Annotated in this window: 24 protein-coding genes and 1 riboswitch; of the genes, 19 read left to right on the top strand and 5 right to left on the bottom strand. The window is 30.2% G+C overall.

All coding sequences use genetic code 11. The features are described 5' to 3' along the window. The first annotated feature begins 2 nt into the window (after nucleotides 1-2). From OW730_RS20855 to OW730_RS20775, 17 genes are all read left to right on the top strand, one after another. Nucleotides 3-449: an SMI1/KNR4 family protein gene (locus tag OW730_RS20855; RefSeq protein ID WP_271225977.1), complete on the top strand. Its 447-nt coding sequence runs from the start codon at nucleotides 3-5 to the stop codon at nucleotides 447-449. Nucleotides 450-981: 532 nt separating this feature from the next. Continuing rightward, a complete protein-coding gene (locus OW730_RS20850) occupies nucleotides 982-1,830 on the top strand; it encodes an Rpn family recombination-promoting nuclease/putative transposase (RefSeq protein ID WP_271225976.1) in 849 nt (282 codons plus the stop codon). A 140-nt stretch (nucleotides 1,831-1,970) separates the two neighbouring features. Then, complete coding sequence (locus OW730_RS20845) at nucleotides 1,971-2,303, top strand: hypothetical protein (protein WP_271229609.1); 333 nt, start codon at nucleotides 1,971-1,973, stop codon at nucleotides 2,301-2,303. A gap of 15 nt (nucleotides 2,304-2,318) precedes the next feature. Next, complete coding sequence (locus tag OW730_RS20840) at nucleotides 2,319-2,843, top strand: SMI1/KNR4 family protein (RefSeq protein WP_271225975.1); 525 nt, start codon at nucleotides 2,319-2,321, stop codon at nucleotides 2,841-2,843. A gap of 176 nt (nucleotides 2,844-3,019) precedes the next feature. After that, on the top strand, nucleotides 3,020-3,415 hold the full coding sequence (locus tag OW730_RS20835) for a hypothetical protein (RefSeq protein ID WP_271225974.1): 396 nt from the start codon (nucleotides 3,020-3,022) through the stop codon (nucleotides 3,413-3,415). A gap of 16 nt (nucleotides 3,416-3,431) precedes the next feature. Further along, nucleotides 3,432-3,938 carry a hypothetical protein gene (locus OW730_RS20830; RefSeq protein WP_271225973.1) on the top strand — a complete coding sequence of 169 codons (507 nt, stop codon included), beginning with the start codon at nucleotides 3,432-3,434 and terminating at the stop codon, nucleotides 3,936-3,938. Between the two features lie 531 nt (nucleotides 3,939-4,469). Further along, nucleotides 4,470-4,554: riboswitch (cyclic di-GMP riboswitch) on the top strand. A 736-nt stretch (nucleotides 4,555-5,290) separates the two neighbouring features. Continuing rightward, entirely contained in the window at nucleotides 5,291-5,644 is a 354-nt protein-coding gene (locus tag OW730_RS20825; RefSeq protein ID WP_271225972.1) for a hypothetical protein, read from the top strand. A gap of 6 nt (nucleotides 5,645-5,650) precedes the next feature. After that, the gene (locus OW730_RS20820; protein WP_271225971.1) at nucleotides 5,651-5,938 is read left to right on the top strand and encodes a DUF6881 domain-containing protein; all 288 of its coding nucleotides are present in this window, start codon (nucleotides 5,651-5,653) and stop codon (nucleotides 5,936-5,938) included. Nucleotides 5,939-5,967: 29 nt separating this feature from the next. Next, the gene (locus OW730_RS20815; RefSeq protein ID WP_271225970.1) at nucleotides 5,968-6,489 is read left to right on the top strand and encodes a hypothetical protein; all 522 of its coding nucleotides are present in this window, start codon (nucleotides 5,968-5,970) and stop codon (nucleotides 6,487-6,489) included. Between the two features lie 108 nt (nucleotides 6,490-6,597). Further along, nucleotides 6,598-7,032, top strand: coding sequence for a hypothetical protein (locus tag OW730_RS20810; protein ID WP_271225969.1), 435 nt, complete (start codon nucleotides 6,598-6,600; stop codon nucleotides 7,030-7,032). Between the two features lie 156 nt (nucleotides 7,033-7,188). Next, entirely contained in the window at nucleotides 7,189-7,887 is a 699-nt protein-coding gene (locus OW730_RS20805; protein ID WP_271225968.1) for a Crp/Fnr family transcriptional regulator, read from the top strand. Between the two features lie 175 nt (nucleotides 7,888-8,062). After that, complete coding sequence (locus tag OW730_RS20800; RefSeq protein WP_271225967.1) at nucleotides 8,063-8,830, top strand: formate/nitrite transporter family protein; 768 nt, start codon at nucleotides 8,063-8,065, stop codon at nucleotides 8,828-8,830. A gap of 24 nt (nucleotides 8,831-8,854) precedes the next feature. Continuing rightward, a complete protein-coding gene (asrA, locus tag OW730_RS20795) occupies nucleotides 8,855-9,862 on the top strand; it encodes an anaerobic sulfite reductase subunit AsrA (protein WP_271225966.1) in 1,008 nt (335 codons plus the stop codon). Continuing rightward, entirely contained in the window at nucleotides 9,862-10,653 is a 792-nt protein-coding gene (gene asrB / locus OW730_RS20790; RefSeq protein WP_271225965.1) for an anaerobic sulfite reductase subunit AsrB, read from the top strand. Before asrA ends, asrB begins: the two co-directional genes overlap by 1 nt. Before the next feature lie 13 nt (nucleotides 10,654-10,666). After that, nucleotides 10,667-11,623, top strand: coding sequence for a sulfite reductase subunit C (asrC, locus tag OW730_RS20785; protein ID WP_271225964.1), 957 nt, complete (start codon nucleotides 10,667-10,669; stop codon nucleotides 11,621-11,623). Between the two features lie 63 nt (nucleotides 11,624-11,686). Continuing rightward, a complete protein-coding gene (locus OW730_RS20780; protein WP_271225963.1) occupies nucleotides 11,687-12,094 on the top strand; it encodes a VOC family protein in 408 nt (135 codons plus the stop codon). Between the two features lie 335 nt (nucleotides 12,095-12,429). Continuing rightward, entirely contained in the window at nucleotides 12,430-12,774 is a 345-nt protein-coding gene (locus OW730_RS20775; protein ID WP_271225962.1) for a hypothetical protein, read from the top strand. Nucleotides 12,775-12,797: 23 nt separating this feature from the next. Here the strand turns inward: OW730_RS20775 and OW730_RS20770 are convergent, their stop codons facing one another. From OW730_RS20770 to OW730_RS20755, 4 genes are all read right to left on the bottom strand, one after another. Then, entirely contained in the window at nucleotides 12,798-15,260 is a 2,463-nt protein-coding gene (locus tag OW730_RS20770) for an FAD-dependent oxidoreductase (protein ID WP_271225961.1), read from the bottom strand. A gap of 16 nt (nucleotides 15,261-15,276) precedes the next feature. Then, the gene (locus OW730_RS20765; protein WP_271225960.1) at nucleotides 15,277-15,552 is read right to left on the bottom strand and encodes an ArsR/SmtB family transcription factor; all 276 of its coding nucleotides are present in this window, start codon (nucleotides 15,550-15,552) and stop codon (nucleotides 15,277-15,279) included. Nucleotides 15,553-15,788: 236 nt separating this feature from the next. Continuing rightward, nucleotides 15,789-16,430 carry a glycerol-3-phosphate acyltransferase gene (locus OW730_RS20760; RefSeq protein ID WP_271225959.1) on the bottom strand — a complete coding sequence of 214 codons (642 nt, stop codon included), beginning with the start codon at nucleotides 16,428-16,430 and terminating at the stop codon, nucleotides 15,789-15,791. Between the two features lie 37 nt (nucleotides 16,431-16,467). Further along, the gene (locus OW730_RS20755) at nucleotides 16,468-17,736 is read right to left on the bottom strand and encodes a D-alanyl-D-alanine carboxypeptidase family protein (RefSeq protein WP_271225958.1); all 1,269 of its coding nucleotides are present in this window, start codon (nucleotides 17,734-17,736) and stop codon (nucleotides 16,468-16,470) included. Nucleotides 17,737-18,090: 354 nt separating this feature from the next. On the opposite strand from OW730_RS20755, the gene OW730_RS20750 reads away from it, so the two are divergent. Next, nucleotides 18,091-18,690 carry an NUDIX hydrolase gene (locus OW730_RS20750; RefSeq protein WP_271225957.1) on the top strand — a complete coding sequence of 200 codons (600 nt, stop codon included), beginning with the start codon at nucleotides 18,091-18,093 and terminating at the stop codon, nucleotides 18,688-18,690. A 196-nt stretch (nucleotides 18,691-18,886) separates the two neighbouring features. Further along, a complete protein-coding gene (locus OW730_RS20745; RefSeq protein WP_271225956.1) occupies nucleotides 18,887-19,069 on the top strand; it encodes a hypothetical protein in 183 nt (60 codons plus the stop codon). A gap of 426 nt (nucleotides 19,070-19,495) precedes the next feature. Here OW730_RS20745 and OW730_RS20740 read toward each other — a convergent pair whose 3' ends face one another. Beyond that, a complete protein-coding gene (locus OW730_RS20740) occupies nucleotides 19,496-19,843 on the bottom strand; it encodes a hypothetical protein (protein WP_271225955.1) in 348 nt (115 codons plus the stop codon). Nucleotides 19,844-19,855 lie beyond the last annotated feature (12 nt).

Genomic DNA, 19,855 nt, shown 5'->3' with positions numbered 1-19,855 from the left:
ATATGGAAAACATAGAAGGATTAAAAGAGAGATACTTAAATTTGTATCCAAGTGATGGTGTGGATGAAGATGTTTTATCTAGGATAGAGAATATACTTAAAATAAGATTACCAAGGGATTTTTGCAAAATTGCTTCATTTTATAGTGGAGGATATTTAGGAGGAATAAGTAATTATTCATTTTCAGATACTGATGGTAGTACTAATATTATTGAAGAGACTATCAGATTAAGAAAAACTATAAACTTACCTGTAAGATTTATAGTTTTAGCTGAACCAGCAGAAAGTCTTATTGTTATGGATACAGAACATACACCTTCTATAATTTGGTGTGATGCTGTAGAGGCTTCAAAGTTAGGAACTAAATCATTTATCTCAATACCGGATGAATGGAGTAGTTACATGGAATATTTTTCTCAATTACTTGAAGATGAGGAAGAAGAGTTATAATAAGTGGATGCATAATTAATTAGAATAAGTTTGCATAAAAATGAGAATTTTATGATTTAATTAAAACAAATCAAATTTGGACATAAATAATACTGCATAACTTAAATTCTGTAGTCAGTTAGAAAAGAAAGTACAAAAAAACACCTACAACAGCGTAAAACAGCAGTTTAGGTGTAGAGGTAATAAAAACTAAAGATAACTAATCAAAATTAAAATAAAAGACAAATAACCAGCAATCTAAGACTAACACGGGAAGTGAATTTTCTGGGTTAGTCTTTCTAAATAACACATCTGAAAGAGCTTAGGCGACTTTAATGCGCAAGCTTTGATGAATTAGTAGTAAGTAAGAAAATATAAAGAAAAGTAGTGGATAGGCAAAAAGTCAAAAAAAGTTATTTAGCCGAGAGGCAAGGACTAAAGAATTACTAGATCATTTTAAAAGTTAGGAAATTAAAAATTTTGGATATAAAATGTTTAAGAAATAAAAAATATGTTATATAATTAAAGATAATAAATTATAGGTGGTGAATGTATGTTAAAAGGATTGCTAGACCCTAAAATAGATTTTGTTTTTAAGAAGATATTTGGATCAGAGAAGCATCCTAAGATATTGATATCATTTCTGAATGCAACAATGAAGCCGGAAAGTCCAATAGTGAGAGTTGAGATAAAAAATACCGATATAGAAAAACATTTTTTAGAAGATAAATTTTCAAGATTAGATGTAAGAGCAGAAACAGATGAAAAGGAAATAATAAATGTTGAAATACAATTGAAAAATGAGTATAACATGATAAGAAGAAGTCTTTATTATTGGAGTAAATTGTATGAAGAGCAACTTGGAGAAGGTGAAGATTACTCAAAGTTAAAAAGAACAGTATGTATTAATATACTTAATTTTAAATATTTGAAAAATGAAAGATTTCATAATGGATATAGATTAAAAGAAAGAGAAACGAATGAAGAATTAACAGATGTAATAGAAATACATTTTATAGAAATTCCTAAATTGAAAGAAAATAGTAATGAAAAAGATATGCTTGTTGCATGGACAGAATTTTTAAAGAACCCTGAAAGTGCAAAAATCAGAGATTTAGAGATGAGTGTAGAAGAAATAAAAGAAGCAAAAGATGAACTAGTTAGAATAAGTAATGATAAAGAAGAAAGAGCTTTATATGAAATGAGGAGTAAAATTTTAAAAGATAAAATAAGTGCTTTGAATAAGGCAAAAGAAGATGGTAGAGAAGAAGGCAGAGAAGAAGGAATTGAACAAGGTAAGCTAGAAATAGCAAAAAATCTTTTAGATATATTAGATGATGAAACTATATCTCAAAAGACTGGACTAGAAATTGAGAAGATAAAAGAACTTAGAAATAAATAAAAATATAGTTTTATAGATTGATAAGAAACTAAAATAATACTATGATAAAGTGGTAGTAACAGGTAATAAAACTGTTACTACCATTAGTTTTTTGATACAGTTTTACTCTTAAGGGGACGGGTAAAGCTAAACAATTTGATATTGTTACTTACAAACCTAGTAATTCACCATTAGAAAATCATCATGGAATAATGGATGCTTGGGCTAAAAATAATATACCAGGATATAAATTATATGCATCTAAATCAACTGCAATAGCATTGACTAAACCACAACATAATGCAACAAGGTCTGTTTATGGTAAGTGGAAAGTTAAAAATTTTGGTTTTAGAGGAAAAGTTGACTGGAAAAATGTTTCTCCGCGTGAAATTCAACAATTAGCAGAAGATATGTTTGATGCTGCTAATGTGCCACAAGCTTCAAGAAGAGAGTACTACAAGGAATTTCATAAATACATTTATGGATTAGAATAATAAGGAGGAGATAATTTGGAGATAAAGGATTTAATAAAGAAAATAGAAAAATTATCAGACTGTAAGGTTTACCCACCTGAGGGGTTACCTAAAATAGATAGCAAACATAAATTACCTAAAGATGTTGAGGAATTTTATACTATTTGCGGAGGTATTTCTTTATTTGAAAGCAAACCCTATTCTCTTAAAATAGTAAGACCAGAAGAGGTTAGTTTGGCAAATCCAGTATTAATTGACAAAGAAATCATTGATAGTGAAATGGAGAAAGGGACATATGATTCAGAAATATCTACAGATTGGTATATTATTGTAGACCTTTATGATTCTAATTATATAGTTATAGATTTTAATCAAGATAGATTAGGAAGATGTTATCAGGCGTTTTGGGATACGTACCCATCAATGGGTGATACTCCGATAGTAGCAAAATCTTTTAAAGAGCTGCTAAGATGTCTAATAGTAAATAATGGAGAATACTGGTATTTCTTAGAAGATAGTTTCGAGCAAATTGGAGATGCATATGATGACATTAATTTGTAATAAATCAAAGTCACTACAAAAATAAAAAAGAACTCACTGCAGAAATTTGATATTTGGTGAGTATTAGAACCAATTGTTGGAAGTACTATATTTAATAAAAATTAAAAGTAATAGTTTTTACTGCATAAATTAAATTCTGTAGCTAGATAATGAATTAAAAATAACACTATGATAAAATGGTAGTAATAGGTAAAAAACTGTTACTACCATTAAATTTTAGATACAGTTTTTCGCCTAAGGGGGTAAGTAATTCTGAAATTGTGTTGCCAAGTAAACCATATAAAAATGGAACTGAAGGTCATTGGGAAACAATACTTGATGAAGTAGAGGTTATGAAAAATAGTGGTGATTATAAAAAAATATATGTAAATAAAGGTCTTAGCAATGAAATTCCAGGAGCAAAACCTAACAGAAGACCAGATGTAATGGGTGTTAGACATGATGGTATAATAGACCAGGTTGAAGTACCAAGTAAAACAGATGACCCAGCAGCTTTACTTGATAGAATGATTGACAATCAAAGAATAATTGGAAATAGAGCTGGTACAATAAAAGTTAGACCTATAAAATAATAAGGAGAATATGAATATGGAGAAAGAAACAATAACAATTACAATATATGGAGAAAATATTGATAATGATTTTAAATGGGAAGACTGGTATGAAGACGCTAAAAAAATAATTGAATCATTAGGTTATGATTATAATTATGTAGGTATAAGAACTCAAAAGCTTAATTCTGGAAAAGTAATGAAATTGAGTAGAAATGAAAAAAAAGTTCTTAATGAAATTCAAAGCGGTCAAGAAATTAAGTACATTTCAATGTTTTCATTACCACAAGATTTTGAAAGTGCTTCTTTTGATTATGATGTAATGATAGTGAGGAATTCTCAGTTTATGACATTGACAGTTAATAAAGGTGATTTTAATAAAATAGATGAACAAAAATTATTACAACTGTTAAGCAAATATGTTAATAATGTACATGGCGAAATATATGAAATGGATAGATATGAGTCACCATTAATTTATGCATCAAAGGCTAATCCAGCATCATTTTTTAAATCACTAAAGGTAATTAAAGAGATAAGTTAAATGCGAAATTATAAATTAACTGACTTCATAAAATATGAAATCTAATAAAATATGAAATCTAATAAAATGAGCAAATTAATAGGTTTAATTTAAATATTTTACTCCATAATATTAATAATGTAGTGAAAAGATGAAATGAATCAGCTGAAAAAAAAGTAGGTTGGGTCATTATTTTTTAAAGATATAGAATAGTATAAGAGAGTGAAATTATCAGGTTTACAAGCGAAGCTTCTTAGGGATAGTAGTAAGTTAAATATATAAATAAAAGTAGCGGATAAGCAACAAGTCAAGAAAGTTATTAAGCCGAGAGACAAGGACTTTAGAGTAATTAGAGAGAATAAAGATAAATATAGAAAGAAAAATGGGTTTTAAATAAGATGAGATTCTCGGTAGAGAAATGACCGATAAAAAGTATTGTAGAGGAACAGATGAGAACATTATTTTGAAGGTGTTTTTTTAAAAATAGTATGAATTTATAATAATATATGATATAATTCAGTTATTAAAAAATTTAAATAACTTGTAATAAAATTACGATAATGGCAAACTTATTGAAAGGTAAGGACGCAAAGCTACGGGCCTAAGGAAAAAAATCTAAGGTCGCCGGGTTACCGAATAGTTGATTATATGAATGTTAAGAAAAAAGCTTTGCATGCTATTATCGTGCAAAGCTTTTATTATATTAAAAAGGTGGTGAAAAATAAATTACATAGGAGGAGAATAAAATGAAAAGGATTTCTAAAAAAACTGTTAGAGTTTAAATTATTTAAGATAGTTTCAAAGAATAGTGTTAAAAAAGGGGATAAGGTAGTTGTAATAGGGAGTACTGAAGGATTACAAAATACTATTTCTCATGGTATAGTTAGGGGTTTTAGATATGAAGAAAACTTAGGTTTAATCCAGATTACAGCACCGATAACACATGGTAGTTCGTTTAGGATGTCCTTTACTATATATGAAGTGAGAGGTGATTGGGGTTAATGCAGCTGGATACGACAGTGGGAATATTAATTTTGCTATTGTTATTGATTATGCTAAAGTATGGATAAATGAATTAAATAGAAAGAAATTATAATTATTTAAAATACTATCATAAAAACACTTTGGTGATTGATTTGATTATCAAATAATTAGAAAGAGAATCAAATTATACTTATTTGGAGAGGAATGGGATTACAAAATAATTTATTTGTTTTAATACTAACTATAAATATTAATTCAAGGAATCTTAAAAAGGGTTCCTTGAAATAGTTGTAAGGAAGAGGTTTACATAAAATTAAGAAAAAATAATATTACTAATATATTGTTACGAATTGTAAGATACAGTAATACAAAAAAGAAAGGATGATACCATGTATGAGTCAAATCTAAAGAATCTTTTATCTAAACATGAAATTATTTATTGTGTTGTAACACATTTAGATAAAGGAGCTATGGAGACATTTGGAAATAAAGAGGAGTTAGAATATCAAGGACTTATACAAACGAACTTTTATGATATTGATAATGTATATTCATTAAATAATTCCTTAGAAGGACAAGAGTTACCAAAATTATTTAGACAAGGTAAAGTGGCGTGTATAATATTTAAGCCAACTAATAGTGTTATTGTTGGAATGTTTTATCATGAAAAAAGAGATTTTCGTGAGTATTGTAATTGGAGTAAGGAACTTAATGAAGAGGTTAAGTTGCTGTGGAAGGAATAGATGTTTATGCAATATTTATTTGAAACTTGGAAACATACTTTTGATGATGAACCAAATGAGTTTTATATGGAACTTAATAAAGAAAGAAATCAAGAAAGGGTATTGGAAGTATTTGCAGATGGAGAATTTGCATATGCTACAACTGATTATGAATATAATACTTGTTTAGCAAAATATGCATATCCTAGTATTGATGAAATTAATTCAACTGAAGAATTTAGTGCTAAATTAATAACACAAAAAGAGTTCCATGTAAAATGGAAAATAATAAAATCAAAGTTGAAATATATGTAAGAAAAGAATAAAGAATATAAGTTTTTGAAGTGAAGGGTGTTGATAATGTGAATTTAATTAAAGAGTTAACTTTAGATATAAATGGATTAGGGATAATTATGTACTCAGATTTTGCTACTTCACATATAACAGAGGGAGAAGATTATTTATCCCAAAGTTATCAAACACCTCAGCAGGTTGCAAATCATATTATGGAAGGCAGTATAGTTGGATTCTGTACCAGTTCTCCGGGAAGATATATTTTGAATGTTAGAAGAGGTTACCCAACAGAATCAGACTTAAACTTGGCAGAGTTTAAATTAAGGCTTGGTATTGAGATAAGGGATGGTAGGATGTGTATAAGAGATTTATATGATTTAATGAGTTGGAGAGAAAATTGTCCTATTAATCAATGCATTGACTTAGAGAATGGATATTATCATATTACACTTTATGGAGATGTTCCAAGCTCAGGATTATTAGGCGATAGGCAAATAATATATGTTTATTTAAACAAGCTTAATAGCATGCCAGCATTAAGATGTGATGGTGTTCCTATGTTTAGTCAATAATTAGTAATTAGTTGAAATATTAAAAGTAGTTCCACAATGCGGGAATAAATTGCAAATATTTCCTGAGGAATTTGTTAATTACAATATCATAGGAAAGAGAGTAGTAAAATGATAATTAGTGAGATAGAAGTTTTCACAGAGGATATTATGTGGTTTGCAGTGGATAAGAATGGATATATTGGGATGTTTACCTCAAGTGTATATGGTAATGTACCTAGATTTGTATGTGAATCCAGAGAAAAGCTTGAACAATTAGAAAAATATTTTTGTGATGAGCTACGCAATAAGACAGATATAATAATTACTAAAGATGAATATTTAGTTTTTGATGACTATACTGAACTCGCAAGAAAAGGATTGTTTTGCTTTGATGCATTCAAGGATAATAAACATATTGAAAGTTATATTAATGTAATTAAACCGCTAAAGAAATTTAAAGTTAGAGAAACACCTGATGATATTAAGAGAATTCTCAAAGATTGTATTTTTGAACAATTTGATTTTGATAAACATGATGTAATAGATGTAGAGAATGCATATTAGTATAAAATTTTTCAGAAAGATAGTATCGAATGTAAAAAAGAGAAAGTTTTCAGACGAAAGGTAAGGTCTCCATTAAGCAATCCAATTCTTCTATTGAAGAATCAACACCTATACAGTAAACTAGAATAAATGTGTTTATAAAAAGGGGTGTTACTCTTGAATAAAAGAAGTGGTATTCAAATTTCAATAAAAGATATAGAAAATATAAGAGCTTTTAGAGGAATCACTGAAGAATCTAAAAATGAGATATTAAACATAGCAAAAGCAAGGTTATTTGAAAGAGATGAGACTCTGTTTTTTGAAAAGGATCAAATTAATAAATTCTACGGAATTTTATCGGGTAAGGTAAGCTTAGCTAGATATTCAGGGTGGGGACAAAAACGTATCTTCTTTCTATTAGGGGAAGGTGAGCTAATTAATGAGGTGGTTTTTGATGAACTTCCTGTATCAGTTATGTGCGAAATATTTGATGATGCTGTGATTGTGGAATTTAAGAAAGAAGAGTTTCTAAAAGTTATGGAAAAAGACTTTTCGTTAACCCTTAATATAATGAGTTCAATAGGAAAGAAACAAAGAAGATTGTATCGTCAACTTAAGAATACAGTGCCAATAAAGATGGATAAGAAATTAGCAGCAAAGCTATGGAAGTTATCTAGGGATTACGGTATTTCAAAAGGAGAATGGATATTAATTGATCTTAAGATTACAGTAACTTATCTATCTTATATGCTGGGAAGTTCAAGAGAAACTATATCAAGGGCAATGAAAGTTCTTTTAAATGAAGGAGTAATTAAGTGGGATGGTAAGAAGCTTCTTGTCCATGAGGAGTCCTTATTAAAATATTATAGAGATTAGGTAAAATTTTATATTAAAGGAATGAGTGTGTGATAATTATCACATACTTTTTTTGTGGAGTATTTTAGAATTAAAATATATTAATGGAGGATAAATTGTCTAAAATTTATCAATCCTTAAGTTTTAATAAAAGTGATTTTAAAAAGAAGGAGAATTTAAAAAAGGGGGTTTTACAATGTCAGGAGAAACATTAAGAAAATTAGGAAATGCAGCATTGGCTAAAGCAAAGTTTTCAAAGGAGTCAAGAGGGAAATATACTTTAGCATCTGTTTTAGCAGGATTTTATGTAGGACTTGGAATTATTCTTATTATGACAATTGGAGGTTTATTATCAGCAGCAGGGTCACCTTCAACTAAAATTGTGATGGGTGTATCATTTGGTGTAGCTCTTAGTCTCGTTATTATGGCAGGATCGGAATTATTTACAGGTAATAATTATATTATGTCAACAGGTGTCCTTGATAATCGTGTAAGTTGGAGTGATGCTGGTCGTGTATGGTTTTATAGTTTTATTGGTAACTTTATTGGATCAGCAATAGTTGCATTAATATTCGTTTTAGCAGGATTAACAAATGGAGCAACAGGAGATTTTATAATAAAAGTCGCTGGAGCAAAAATGAGTGGAGAATTTATGCCATTATTAGCAAGAGGAATTTTATGCAATATTTTAGTATGTTTAGCTATACACTGTTCTTTTAAGATGGAAAGTGAAACTGGAAAGTTAATTATGATCTGGTGGTGTTTATTCGCATTCATTACTAGTGGATTTGAACATAGCATCGCAAATATGACTATTTTTTCAATAGCATTATTTATGCCTCATCCAGAGACAATCTCTGTAATGGGAATGATGAACAACCTGATTCCAGTAACAATAGGTAACTTTATCGGTGGAGGTATAATACTAGCGGGAAGCTACTTTATCTTAGGTAAATCAAAATAATAAGTGAAGTGGAGGGTAAGGTCAATGAGTTTTAAAATTTCTTTAAGTAAAACTATGTTTAATGAGAGTTTAGGAAAGTTAAAAGAGGAATATAAAATATATGCTCCTGTTTCAATGTCATTTAAAGGACGTTTTTCAGATACAGATTCCATTAGATATAAAGAGGTTGGTACATTAGAGGAGATTGAGTTTGATAAAAAGTCACATTTCTCACATAAAGAAGTACTATTACCTATTACTCAAGTGTTATTTCATTTCACTGAGGATGAATATTCGATGCCTACAATGGATAAGAAGAAGGTGCTTGTGTTCTTAAGGTCATGTGATCTTCATTCTATTAAAAGAATTGATCAGATTTATTTAAAGAATGGAGAGATAGATCCATATTATAAGCAGGTTAGAGATCGTATTAAGTTTGTGCTTATGGGATGTGAAAAAAGTTTTAGAAATTGTTTCTGTGTAAGTATGGGAACAAATAAAAGTGATGATTACAGCTTAGGTTTAAAAATAGATGATGAACAAGTAATGTTAGATATCCAAGATAGTGAATTAAAGAATTATTTTAATGGAGAAAAAGTAGAATTTGAGGTTCCCTTTGTAACTGAAAATCATACTAAGGTTAACATTCCAGAGGGGTTAACTGGTGATGTTAAAGAGGCTGAACTATGGAGAGAGTATGATAAGAGATGTATCGCATGCGGGAAATGCAATTTTGTATGTCCGACATGTACATGCTTCTCAATGCAGGATATCTTCTATAAAGATAATGAGAAGAATGGTGAGAGAAGACGTGTATGGGCTTCTTGTGAGGTGAAGGGTTATACTGATATGGCAGGTGGTCACAGCTTTAGACAGAAAAATGGTGATAAAATGAGATTTAAAACCCTTCATAAAGTATATGATTATAACAAGCGATTTGGTTATCATATGTGCGTAGGTTGTGGTCGTTGTGATGATGCATGTCCACAGTACATTTCCTTCTCAGCTTGTATAAACAAATTAGATGATTATACAAAGGGGGAGAGAAAATAATGAAAAACGTGTACATGCCTTTTAAATCAGAGATTTTAGATATAATTCAACATACAGATATAGAATATACATTTAGAATGGCATACAAAGGTGATGTAAAGCCTGGGCAGTTCTTTGAGGTTTCAATCCCTAAGTATGGTGAATGCCCAATCTCAGTATCAGGAATAGGTGAAGACTATTTGGATTTCACAATACGTCGTGTAGGTAAGGTAACAGATGAACTTCATAAATTCAAAGTAGGAGATGGTTTCTGGTTAAGAGGACCATATGGAAATGGATTTGATGTTAATTTATATAAAGGTAAGGAAGTAATAATAGCAGCAGGTGGTAGTGGTTTAGCACCTGTTAAAGGAATTATTGATATTATATATGAAACACAGAAAGAGTATAAAGACTTTAACCTTTTAGTAGGATTTAAATCTCCTCAGGATATTTTATTTAAGAAGGAACTTAAAGTTTGGGAAGAGAAGATGAATGTTACTCTTACTGTTGATGGTGCTGAAGATGGATATGAAGGTAATGTAGGGCTTATTACAAAGTACGTAGAAGGTGTAAAGGTAGCGAACAAGAGTAATACAGCTGTTATAATTGTGGGACCACCAATGATGATGAAGTTTACTGTTAATACATTCTTAGATGCAGGTATCCCAGAGGAGAATATATGGGTATCTTATGAAAGAAAAATGCACTGTGGTATTGGAAAGTGTGGACACTGTAAAATGGATGATACGTATATATGTCTAGAAGGGCCAGTGTTTAACTTTACAAAAGCCAAGCAGTTATTTGATTAAGGGAGGATTGAATATGGATATTAATACTAAAAAAGTTACTAAAAATGCCTTTAGAATAGTAAAAGATAGATATATGACCTCTCTGAGAGTTAGGGTTCCAGGTGGAAGAATAAATACTGAACACTTCTTGGTGCTTAATAAGATTGCTCAGGAATATGGTGATGGAGATGTTCATTTAACTACAAGACAGGGGTTTGAGATCACTGGAATTAAAATGGAAGATATGGATAAGGTAAATGAATTAATTCAACCAGTGATAGAGGGCCTTGAGATAAATCAAGTTAGTCCAAACACAGGTTATCCAGCAGCAGGAACACGTAATGTAGCTGCATGTATAGGAAATAGAGCTTGCCCTAAAGCTCAATACGAGACTAGTGGATTTGCAAAAAGAATTGAAGATGCTATTTTCCCTAATGATTTCCACGTAAAGATTGCTTTAACTGGGTGCCCTAATGACTGTATAAAAGCTAGAATGCACGACTTTGGTATCATTGGTATGACATTACCTGAATATGAGAAAGAGCGTTGTGTAAGTTGTAACCGTTGTGTTGATAAGTGTGAAAAGCTTTCAACTGGTGCATTAAAGATGGATAATTATAAGATTGTACGTGATCATGATAAATGTATTGGATGTGGAGAATGTGTACTCAACTGCCCAACTAATGCGTGGACACGTAATGAAAATAAGTTCTATCGTCTAGCAATAATGGGACGTACAGGTAAGAAAAATCCAAGACTTGCTGAAGACTTTATTCTTTGGGTAGATGAAGAAAGTATTATTAAGATAATTAAAAATACTTATGATTATATTGATGAATATATTGATAGAAGTTTACCAAAAGAGCATATTGGTTATATTGTTGATCGTACTGGATTTATGGAATATAAGAAGTGGGCTCTTAAAGATGTTGAATTATCACCAATGGCTAAAGTGGAAGTTAATATTTATTGGAGCGGAATACATTACTAGAAAATTTCTACCCCTGGGGCCCAGGGGTATTTTCCACAGGGGTAGATAAAGGAGTAGATTACATTGAAATCAAGAACTTTACATCATTTTTGTATTCAGACATCTTGTTATGATGATACAATTGATTTTTATACTAAGGTTTTAGGATTTGAATTAGTAAAGGAAGATATATATGTTCCAAAGAGAATAAAACGAGGTTGGTTGAAGTATAATGAGTTATTATTTGAAATTCTACCGCCTAAATGTTCAAGTCCCTATGGTGAGTATGAAAAATTAAATCAAGGTATACCTCATTTTAGTTTTATTGTTGAGAATGCTCACGAGGAGTTAGAGGAATTTAAAAACAGGGGATTTACAAATTTCAAAAAGAAACATGGGAAAATTATTTATAGAATAAAAGGGGGATATCAGTTTAAATTGGTAGCTCCTGAGGGTACAGAAATCGAAATAAGAGACAGCGAAATGCTTTAAAAGATAATGGATAATGTAAAATAATGGATGGTTCTGACATAAGTCAGAACCTACATTTATGTTGGTAATAAAATAATGTGATTTTACTCCTTTCATTTAGATGAAACATTATATTTGGGAGAAAAATTTTAAGGGCATATTTTCAACGGTATTTAAAAAAAGAGAGAGATGCAACCAAATCACTTTTAAAGGCTAGCTGAAATTAATCTGTTTAAAAATAAATAATAGTTAGACAAGAGGTGCATACTTAGCTATTACATAGAATATTTTTATTAAATTTTTAATATATTTGTATAAAGAAGAGTTGTTGTTATGTAAAATAAAGTGAGGTTGCCATGAGTGAAGATGGAATTAAAAAGTCAGTAGAAATTAATTCAGATGATATGAGAGCAGATGACAAGAAATCAGATGACAAGAAGAAAGTGGATAAGAAGTCTTTAGCTAAAGGTGGACATAGAGGGAAAAAAGCTAAAAAGCAAAAAAAGAAAATAAAAAAGGGGATGAAAAAAACATTCCGTAAAGGATTTAAAAAAGGATTCAAAAAAGGATACGAATTGGGTGTAATAAATAAATCAGAAGAAGTGGCCAGAATTTTATTAATCAGAGACTATGATTTGGATTTAATCAGTAGAGTAACAGGATTAGCAAATGAAGACCTAAGTAGGTTGAAAGAGGAGTAGATTTCTACCCCTCTTTGTTTTATTTAGATAAATAAATTTACATTAGAATCTTCAGCTTCACCTAGGTAATAACCAACTCCGCCTACTTTAACTCCTGGGATTAATTCTTCAAGTTTTAATCCAAGAAGATCCATTGACATTTGGCAAGCAACAATTTCAACACCATTCTTTTGCGCTGATGCTATTAACTCTGGAAGAGATGCTACATTGTGCTTCTTCATTATACCTTTAATCATAGCGCCTCCCATACCCATCATGTTCATGTTAGATAATTTAAGTTTATCTGTACCTCTTGGCATCATAAATCCAAACATTTTTTCAATGAATGATTTATCAACTTTAACTTTTTCAGGGTTTCTTAATACATTTATACCCCAGAAAGTGAAGAACATAGTAACCTTTTTACCCATTGCAGCAGCACCGTTAGCAATAATAAATGATGCTATAGCTTTATCAAGATCACCGCTGAAAACAACCATAGTTTTATTATCACGAACTGGACCAACTGCTTGAGTAGAATCACATGCAACAGAATCAGAATCCATTCCTTTGATTATTTCAGCAGTAATTATACCTTTTTCTTTTACTAAATTAACTAAATTATTTTCAGTTCTGTGACACCAAGCTTTTATGTCTTCATAAAAACCAGGATCAGAAGATTTTATTCTTAATTTTTCCCCATTATTAAGTTCATCCATAGCTTCTTTTGTTCTTAATAATGGACCTGGACAACATAATCCACAAGCATCCAATTCTGTAGTAGCTTTAACATCTAGTTTATCAGTAGCAGCTTCTACTTTAGGAGTATTAATATTTTTAGGCATTTCCGTTGGTTCACCTGCTTTCACAATATTTGCTCCTCTATAGAACTTATAACCACCAGTAATATTCTTTACTTTGAATCCATTTTGCTTAAGAATTCTTTCTGCTATATATCCTCTTAATCCTATTTGACAGTAAACCCAGATTTCTTTATCTTTAGGTAGTTTATCTAGGTTTTCTCTTAATGAATCTACAGGAATGTGAATAGAATCTTTAAGGTATCCATTTTCGCGTTCTAAGTCTGTTCTTACATCAAGTAACACAGCTGAATCAGGAATGTTATCAATTTCTTCAGGAGCTATAATATCAGTTTTTCCTTTTAAGATATTTTCACCAACATAACCTGCCATATTAACAGGATCTTTAGCTGATGAGAATGGAGGAGCATAACATAATTCAAGTTCAGTTAAATCATGTACAGTACCTTTAAATTTCATTGAAGTAGCAATTACATCAATACGTTTTGCAACCCCTTCATATCCAACTGCTTGAGCACCTAAGATTTTACCTTCTTTACCGAATAGCACTTTAAGAGCCATTGGCATAGCACCAGGGTAATAAGAAGCATGGCTTTGAGGGTATAGAAGAGTCTTGTGGTACTCGATTCCTTTTTTCTTAAGAGCAAACTCTGTATTTCCAGTTCTAGCACATGTTAAATCGAAAACTTTTATAATTGATGAGCCTAAAGAACCAGTATATTTTTTATTAGCACCATATATATTATCTGCTGCCATACGTCCTTGTTTATTTGCAGGACCAGCTAGAGGTATAGCTGTTTTACTTTCATCTACATAGTCTTTTACTTCAATAGCATCTCCAACAGCATATATGTTAGAAAAATTAGTTCTTAAATGATCATCTACCACTATGTGGCCTTTTGGACCAAGTTCTATTCCAGAATTTTTTATAAATGCTGTATCAGGAGTTACCCCTATAGATAGAATAACCATTTGTGTTTCAATTTTCTCACCATTTTTAAGTGTAACATTTAATTTATTTTCTTCTCCTGCAAATGAAGATACAGGATTGTTTACATAAAGATTAATTCCTCTAGATTTTATTTCGTCCTCAATCATTGGAACTATATCCATATCAAATGGAGTTAGTACATGAGGTGCAGCTTCAATAAGTGATGTTTCAACATTTAGAGAGTGAAGATTTTCAGCCATTTCAACTCCAATAAACCCTCCACCAACTACTACAGCTGACTTAATACTATTTGATTTAATATAATCCTTAATTTTGTCCATATCATTAATGTTTCTTAATGTGAATATATTCTTATTATCTATACCTGGAATTGGTGGTCTCATTGGCTTTGCACCTGGAGAAAGAATTAATTCATCATAACTTTCTTCATAAGTCTCACCATTAGATTTAGTAACTGTAACTTTATTCTCTTTAGCATTAATTGAGCTAACCATGCTATTAATTCTAACATCAACATCTAATCTTGCTTTAAAAGTATCAGGTGTGTGTAAAAGTAAAGCCTCTCTCTCTTTTATCTCATCACCTATATGATAAGGTAATCCACAGTTTGCAAATGAAATATGTGGTCCTTTTTCAAATAACACAATATTTGCTTTCTCATCTAATCTACGAAGTCTAGCTGCTGCAGAAGCACCACCAGCAACGCCGCCTACAACCAATATTTTCTTAGCCATGATAATCCTCCTTGATTTAGAATAATACTTCTATTATTTTTTTTACAGATTCATCTTTAACACTATAATATATTTCTAATCCTTTTCTCTCACCAGATATTATTCCAGCTGATTTAAGTTTCTGAAGATGCTGGGATACTGTTGATTGTGGGAGATCAAGACAATCCTTCATATAATTCACATTGCATTTTCCTTTGTCCAGTAGGCCTGCTACTATACATAACCTAACTGGGTGAGCGATTGCTTTCAAAATTTCTGATATTTCTTCATAAGATTTAATGTTTTTATCCATTAACATCCCCCTCACGTTTGTTATCTTTATATTAGTATATTACGATATATAGATATAGTTGTCAAGAAAATAACAAAAAAATAAAATTTATTTTTATATTAGTATTTACTTTATATAAATAAGTATTCTTGCTATAAGTAAAGGTAATAGTGGAAAGGGGAAATTGCATTAAAAAATTAAGGAACTAAAAAAGGAAGTAACATTTTAAATAATGTACTTCCTTTTTACTTAAATATTTATTTTTTTATTGTACTCATTAATTTCTTTTCTGTACCGTTCTTAATATTCACGAAGTTAGGGCAGTGTTTAATGAAACTAATTGATGCTATGGTAAGTACTATAATTATATTCGCAACACTGAAGAAATATAGTACAGTACCTAGTATAAAGACCATTAATAGCCCCATTGTCCCAAGTGCGATATAGTTGGATACAAGGGTAATAAGAATAATAACCACTGCTCCAATTAATCCGAATCTAATGTCAATTGCAAGCATTGTACCTACAAGAGAGGCTGTTCCTTTACCTCCTTTAAACATAAGAAATACTGAAAATACATGGCCAATTATAGCTGCACCGCCACAGAAATACACTATAGTTTTAAAAGTTTGTGTATCTATTTCAGGAAAATAATTAGTTAATATTAACTTGGCTAATAATATTGGAAACACTGCTTTGAAAATATCTAAGGCACCAACAGCTACTCCGTATTTCCATCCCAGGTTTACAACTGTGTTAGATGCGCCTGGATTACCATTACCTAACTTTCTAATATCAGTTTTCTTAAATGCTTTTGAAATTATAACTGAGTATGAAACACATCCAGAAAGATAGGAAAATGTTATTAAAATCATACTAACAATAATTAAGGTATTCATTCAATTTCTCCTCTAGGATATTTATACTTTTACATAATTAATATCTGTATCTTCTCTTTTTTCCACCAAAAATCTTTTTGAAAATAACTACCAATAAGATAATTAGTACAAGTACACCGATTCCTAAACCAACATAAATAATAATATTGTCTTTTAATAGTTTGCTGCTGCTAATGTTACTATAAAGTTTATATTCCTTGCTATAATCTTTTAGTTTAACAGTTATAGTTCCTAATGGAGTTGACTCATCTATTTTCCAAATATCGAAAGTGTTAATTTTAACATCTATTTCAGGTTCAATTTCTGTTTTATAATATTTTATGTCCTCATTAATTATAAGAGGTATATCAATTGTCTTATTTGGTCCAATAAATGGAATTGCTTTATAAGAAGCAGTTATACTCTTAACGATATCTCCATTTCTTTTAAGAATGTCTTTTTCTTTATTGAAACCATATTCCATTAAGGTATTCATATCCTCAAATACAATAGTATCTTCAGGATAATTATACTCAGAATTCATTACTACACCGATTAAAGTTCTATATTTTTCTTCTGCAATTTTCACATGATAAATAGCAGTTAAACATCTACCAGCTTTGGTTGTATATCCTGTTTTACCACCAATACAACCATCTTTATCTGTATCATCCAGAAGATTTGAATTCCTATTTTCAATTTCTCTTGGAATTGAATTTTGAGTAGAAACTGTTACCTTTTTTGTAGCCATTGTATCTGCTATCCATTTATTTCCCAAAGCTGCTTTTGTCATTAAAGCTATATCATAAGGTGTAGTTAGATGTTCATCAGTATTATCATCTAAACCATTTGGATTAACAAAAGTAGTATCATTCATCCCTAATTCTTGTGCTTTGGCATTCATAGCATCTACAAACTTAGAGCTATCACCGCTAACATTATCTGCTATCATATAGGCTATATCATTACCAGAGTATAATAGTAATGCATACATAGCATTTTCAGCAGACATTTTATCTCCAACAAGAACCTGTTCTACATTTTTACCGTAAGAATAGGCAGGTTGATCAGCTGCGCTTTGAGTATATGTAAGCATATCATTTTTATTGAAGTTTTCAGCTAATAGCAAAGCTGTCATTAACTTAGTGATTGACGCTGGGTATGCTTTACTATCTATATCCTTTGTGTAAATGATCTCACCAGTTTCATAATCATAAACAATTGCTTGAGTACCAATAATATTTGGTATATCCTCTGCCCAAACAAGATTAAAACTTACAATAAATAATATTAAAAATGTCCATAAAGATTTTTTGAAATTTTTCACTTTATACCTCCGCCAATTCTATTAAGTTCATATTTAAAGGCATCTAAAATAAAATAACAAGCCAAAGTTTAGAAGGTTATTCTCCCATGATAAGCAGAACGTTAAGATTGATAGGGTTCAATCAAAAGTTTTTGTTAACTGGGTGTAATCTAAAAACCGACCTATACTGACTAGTTATTTGATATAAGACGACTTATGTATATATATACAATTATATCAGATATGGCAGTTTCTATAAATAGTATTATTGAAATAGTAAGGTTCATAATTATTAACATTTAATAAACTATTATTAGAATATTCTTTATGTTAAACTGTAAGAAATAATACAAAGAACTGTGGGGTTGTTGACTTATGATCGAGAGAGTTAAAAAAATATATAAAGGAAGAAAAGCTAGTTCTATAAATAAATTCAGAGAGGCTGCTGTACTTTTACTCTTGGAAGAGTGCAAGGATGGGCAGGTAAATGTAATATTTGAGAGAAGAGCATTGAAGATGAAATCACAACCAGGAGATATTTGTTTGGCTGGAGGTAGGGTAGAAGATGAGCTGCCTGTAGAGGCAGCTCTTAGAGAATGTACTGAAGAAATCGGGATTGAAAAAGAAAATATAGAGGTTATAGGTGAGTTGGATTATTTAGTTAGTCCTTATGGTCTTATAATATATCCATTTGTAGGGGTAAAGACGGGTGGAGAGTTTAAAGTTAATTCTAGTGAAGTTGAGGAGGTTATAAAGGTGCCTCTTGAATATTTCTTGGAGAATGAACCTATATTGTATGAGATGGAGATAGGACCTACAAATAATGAGAGTTTCCCATATGAACTTATTAATGGAGGGAAAGATTATAAATTTAAAAAAGGAATCATGAAAGAGTATTTCTATAAATATAATGAGAAGATTGTTATATGGGGATTTACAGCAGCAATTATTAAAAAATTCGTAGATAACTTATAAAAATGTAAAAAGATTTAGAAAACGTGAATTTACAGATGAGTGTAAAGTGCTGATATGAGCTAGCATAAAAGGGATGATTTTATTGTGAAATTTTTAAATTAAATAATAAATAAAAAAATTCTGAATTTAATTGTATTTATGAGTGAAAATATGTATAATTAAGGAAATGGGAATTATTAGCGAGAGAGGTGTTAGCATGAAGTTATGTGAGTTTTTATCATTAAGTGGGGAAGATGTTGAATGCTTTACAGATTGTCCCTTTTATAGATGGGATGAAAATGACGGGATTTGCCCATTTGAGGAAGAGGATAGATTAAAGATATTTGAAATGAATGATAATATAGAGTACTTAAGAAATAAATATCCAGGAGCTTTTTAGTATATATAGACAAGCTGTTTTGCAGATTTATCTATAAAAGAATAAATAAATGTGAACAAATATATTAATAATAAAAGTGAGAAAAATATTTTTATTATTGAGGTGTTATATTTGAGAAAGATTAAAAAGTATAATGGTAGGATTAAAAAGATTTCTCTTCCTCGTACGATTGATCTTTTTAAGGTAACAAAACATGAAAAACATGAAGCGTAAAAAAGAAATGGATAATTGAGAATGGAGAATGATTGACATTTCTCTTCGAGAAATTTTAATTGTATTATTCCTTGGACAAGAGGGATTTACTCGTTTCATTGGAATGAAACATTGTAGTTTAAACACAATGAAATATTGTATTTTAAAGTAAAAAGTTGGCGATATTAACGCCAACTTTTTTATTACATTCTCAATTATACATTATCCATTTGTTTAACTGTGTTTTCCACATTTTCCGCCGCAGCCTTTAGTTTTGCCTTCAAGTATTCCTTGAAGGTCATCACTATATCTTTCTGCTTTTACTGAGAAACTATTTTTTCTATATACGATAATAATAGTTTTATAATCTTTAGATATATCCTTACCATAGACTAATGGAAGTTTGTCTACATAATCAGTTATCTTATCTTCATTAACATGATCAAAATAAAAATTAACTTTAGGTCCGCAACCTTTAGTAGAGGCTTCAACTTTGATGCAGTTGATTTCATGACGCTCTTTTATAAACTCCATTAATTTATCATAAGCTTTATAAGATATTTTTATCTTAGGTTTATTCATAATATCACTTCC

The organism is Oceanirhabdus sp. W0125-5 (assembly GCF_027938815.1).
Taxonomy (GTDB): Bacteria; Bacillota; Clostridia; order Clostridiales; family Clostridiaceae; genus Oceanirhabdus.
Note: the sequence above shows the minus strand (reverse complement) of the source record. Positions and strands in the feature narration are given on the sequence as shown.

What these genes read in the sequence shown, in the direction of transcription:
- OW730_RS20835 (WP_271225974.1), top strand. Translation starts at nt 3,020, where the DNA reads ATGGTAGTAATAGGTAAAAAACTGTTACTACCATTAAATTTTAGATAC.
- asrB (WP_271225965.1), top strand. Translation starts at nt 9,862, where the DNA reads ATGAAAAACGTGTACATGCCTTTTAAATCAGAGATTTTAGATATAATT.
- OW730_RS20830 (WP_271225973.1), top strand. Translation starts at nt 3,432, where the DNA reads ATGGAGAAAGAAACAATAACAATTACAATATATGGAGAAAATATTGAT.
- OW730_RS20750 (WP_271225957.1), top strand. Translation starts at nt 18,091, where the DNA reads ATGATCGAGAGAGTTAAAAAAATATATAAAGGAAGAAAAGCTAGTTCT.
- OW730_RS20825 (WP_271225972.1), top strand. Translation starts at nt 5,291, where the DNA reads ATGTATGAGTCAAATCTAAAGAATCTTTTATCTAAACATGAAATTATT.
- OW730_RS20740 (WP_271225955.1), bottom strand. Translation starts at nt 19,843, where the DNA reads ATGAATAAACCTAAGATAAAAATATCTTATAAAGCTTATGATAAATTA.
- OW730_RS20760 (WP_271225959.1), bottom strand. Translation starts at nt 16,430, where the DNA reads ATGAATACCTTAATTATTGTTAGTATGATTTTAATAACATTTTCCTAT.
- asrC (WP_271225964.1), top strand. Translation starts at nt 10,667, where the DNA reads ATGGATATTAATACTAAAAAAGTTACTAAAAATGCCTTTAGAATAGTA.
- OW730_RS20820 (WP_271225971.1), top strand. Translation starts at nt 5,651, where the DNA reads ATGCAATATTTATTTGAAACTTGGAAACATACTTTTGATGATGAACCA.
- OW730_RS20775 (WP_271225962.1), top strand. Translation starts at nt 12,430, where the DNA reads ATGAGTGAAGATGGAATTAAAAAGTCAGTAGAAATTAATTCAGATGAT.
- OW730_RS20850 (WP_271225976.1), top strand. Translation starts at nt 982, where the DNA reads ATGTTAAAAGGATTGCTAGACCCTAAAATAGATTTTGTTTTTAAGAAG.
- OW730_RS20810 (WP_271225969.1), top strand. Translation starts at nt 6,598, where the DNA reads ATGATAATTAGTGAGATAGAAGTTTTCACAGAGGATATTATGTGGTTT.
- asrA (WP_271225966.1), top strand. Translation starts at nt 8,855, where the DNA reads ATGAGTTTTAAAATTTCTTTAAGTAAAACTATGTTTAATGAGAGTTTA.
- OW730_RS20745 (WP_271225956.1), top strand. Translation starts at nt 18,887, where the DNA reads ATGAAGTTATGTGAGTTTTTATCATTAAGTGGGGAAGATGTTGAATGC.
- OW730_RS20800 (WP_271225967.1), top strand. Translation starts at nt 8,063, where the DNA reads ATGTCAGGAGAAACATTAAGAAAATTAGGAAATGCAGCATTGGCTAAA.
- OW730_RS20855 (WP_271225977.1), top strand. Translation starts at nt 3, where the DNA reads ATGGAAAACATAGAAGGATTAAAAGAGAGATACTTAAATTTGTATCCA.
- OW730_RS20770 (WP_271225961.1), bottom strand. Translation starts at nt 15,260, where the DNA reads ATGGCTAAGAAAATATTGGTTGTAGGCGGCGTTGCTGGTGGTGCTTCT.
- OW730_RS20765 (WP_271225960.1), bottom strand. Translation starts at nt 15,552, where the DNA reads ATGGATAAAAACATTAAATCTTATGAAGAAATATCAGAAATTTTGAAA.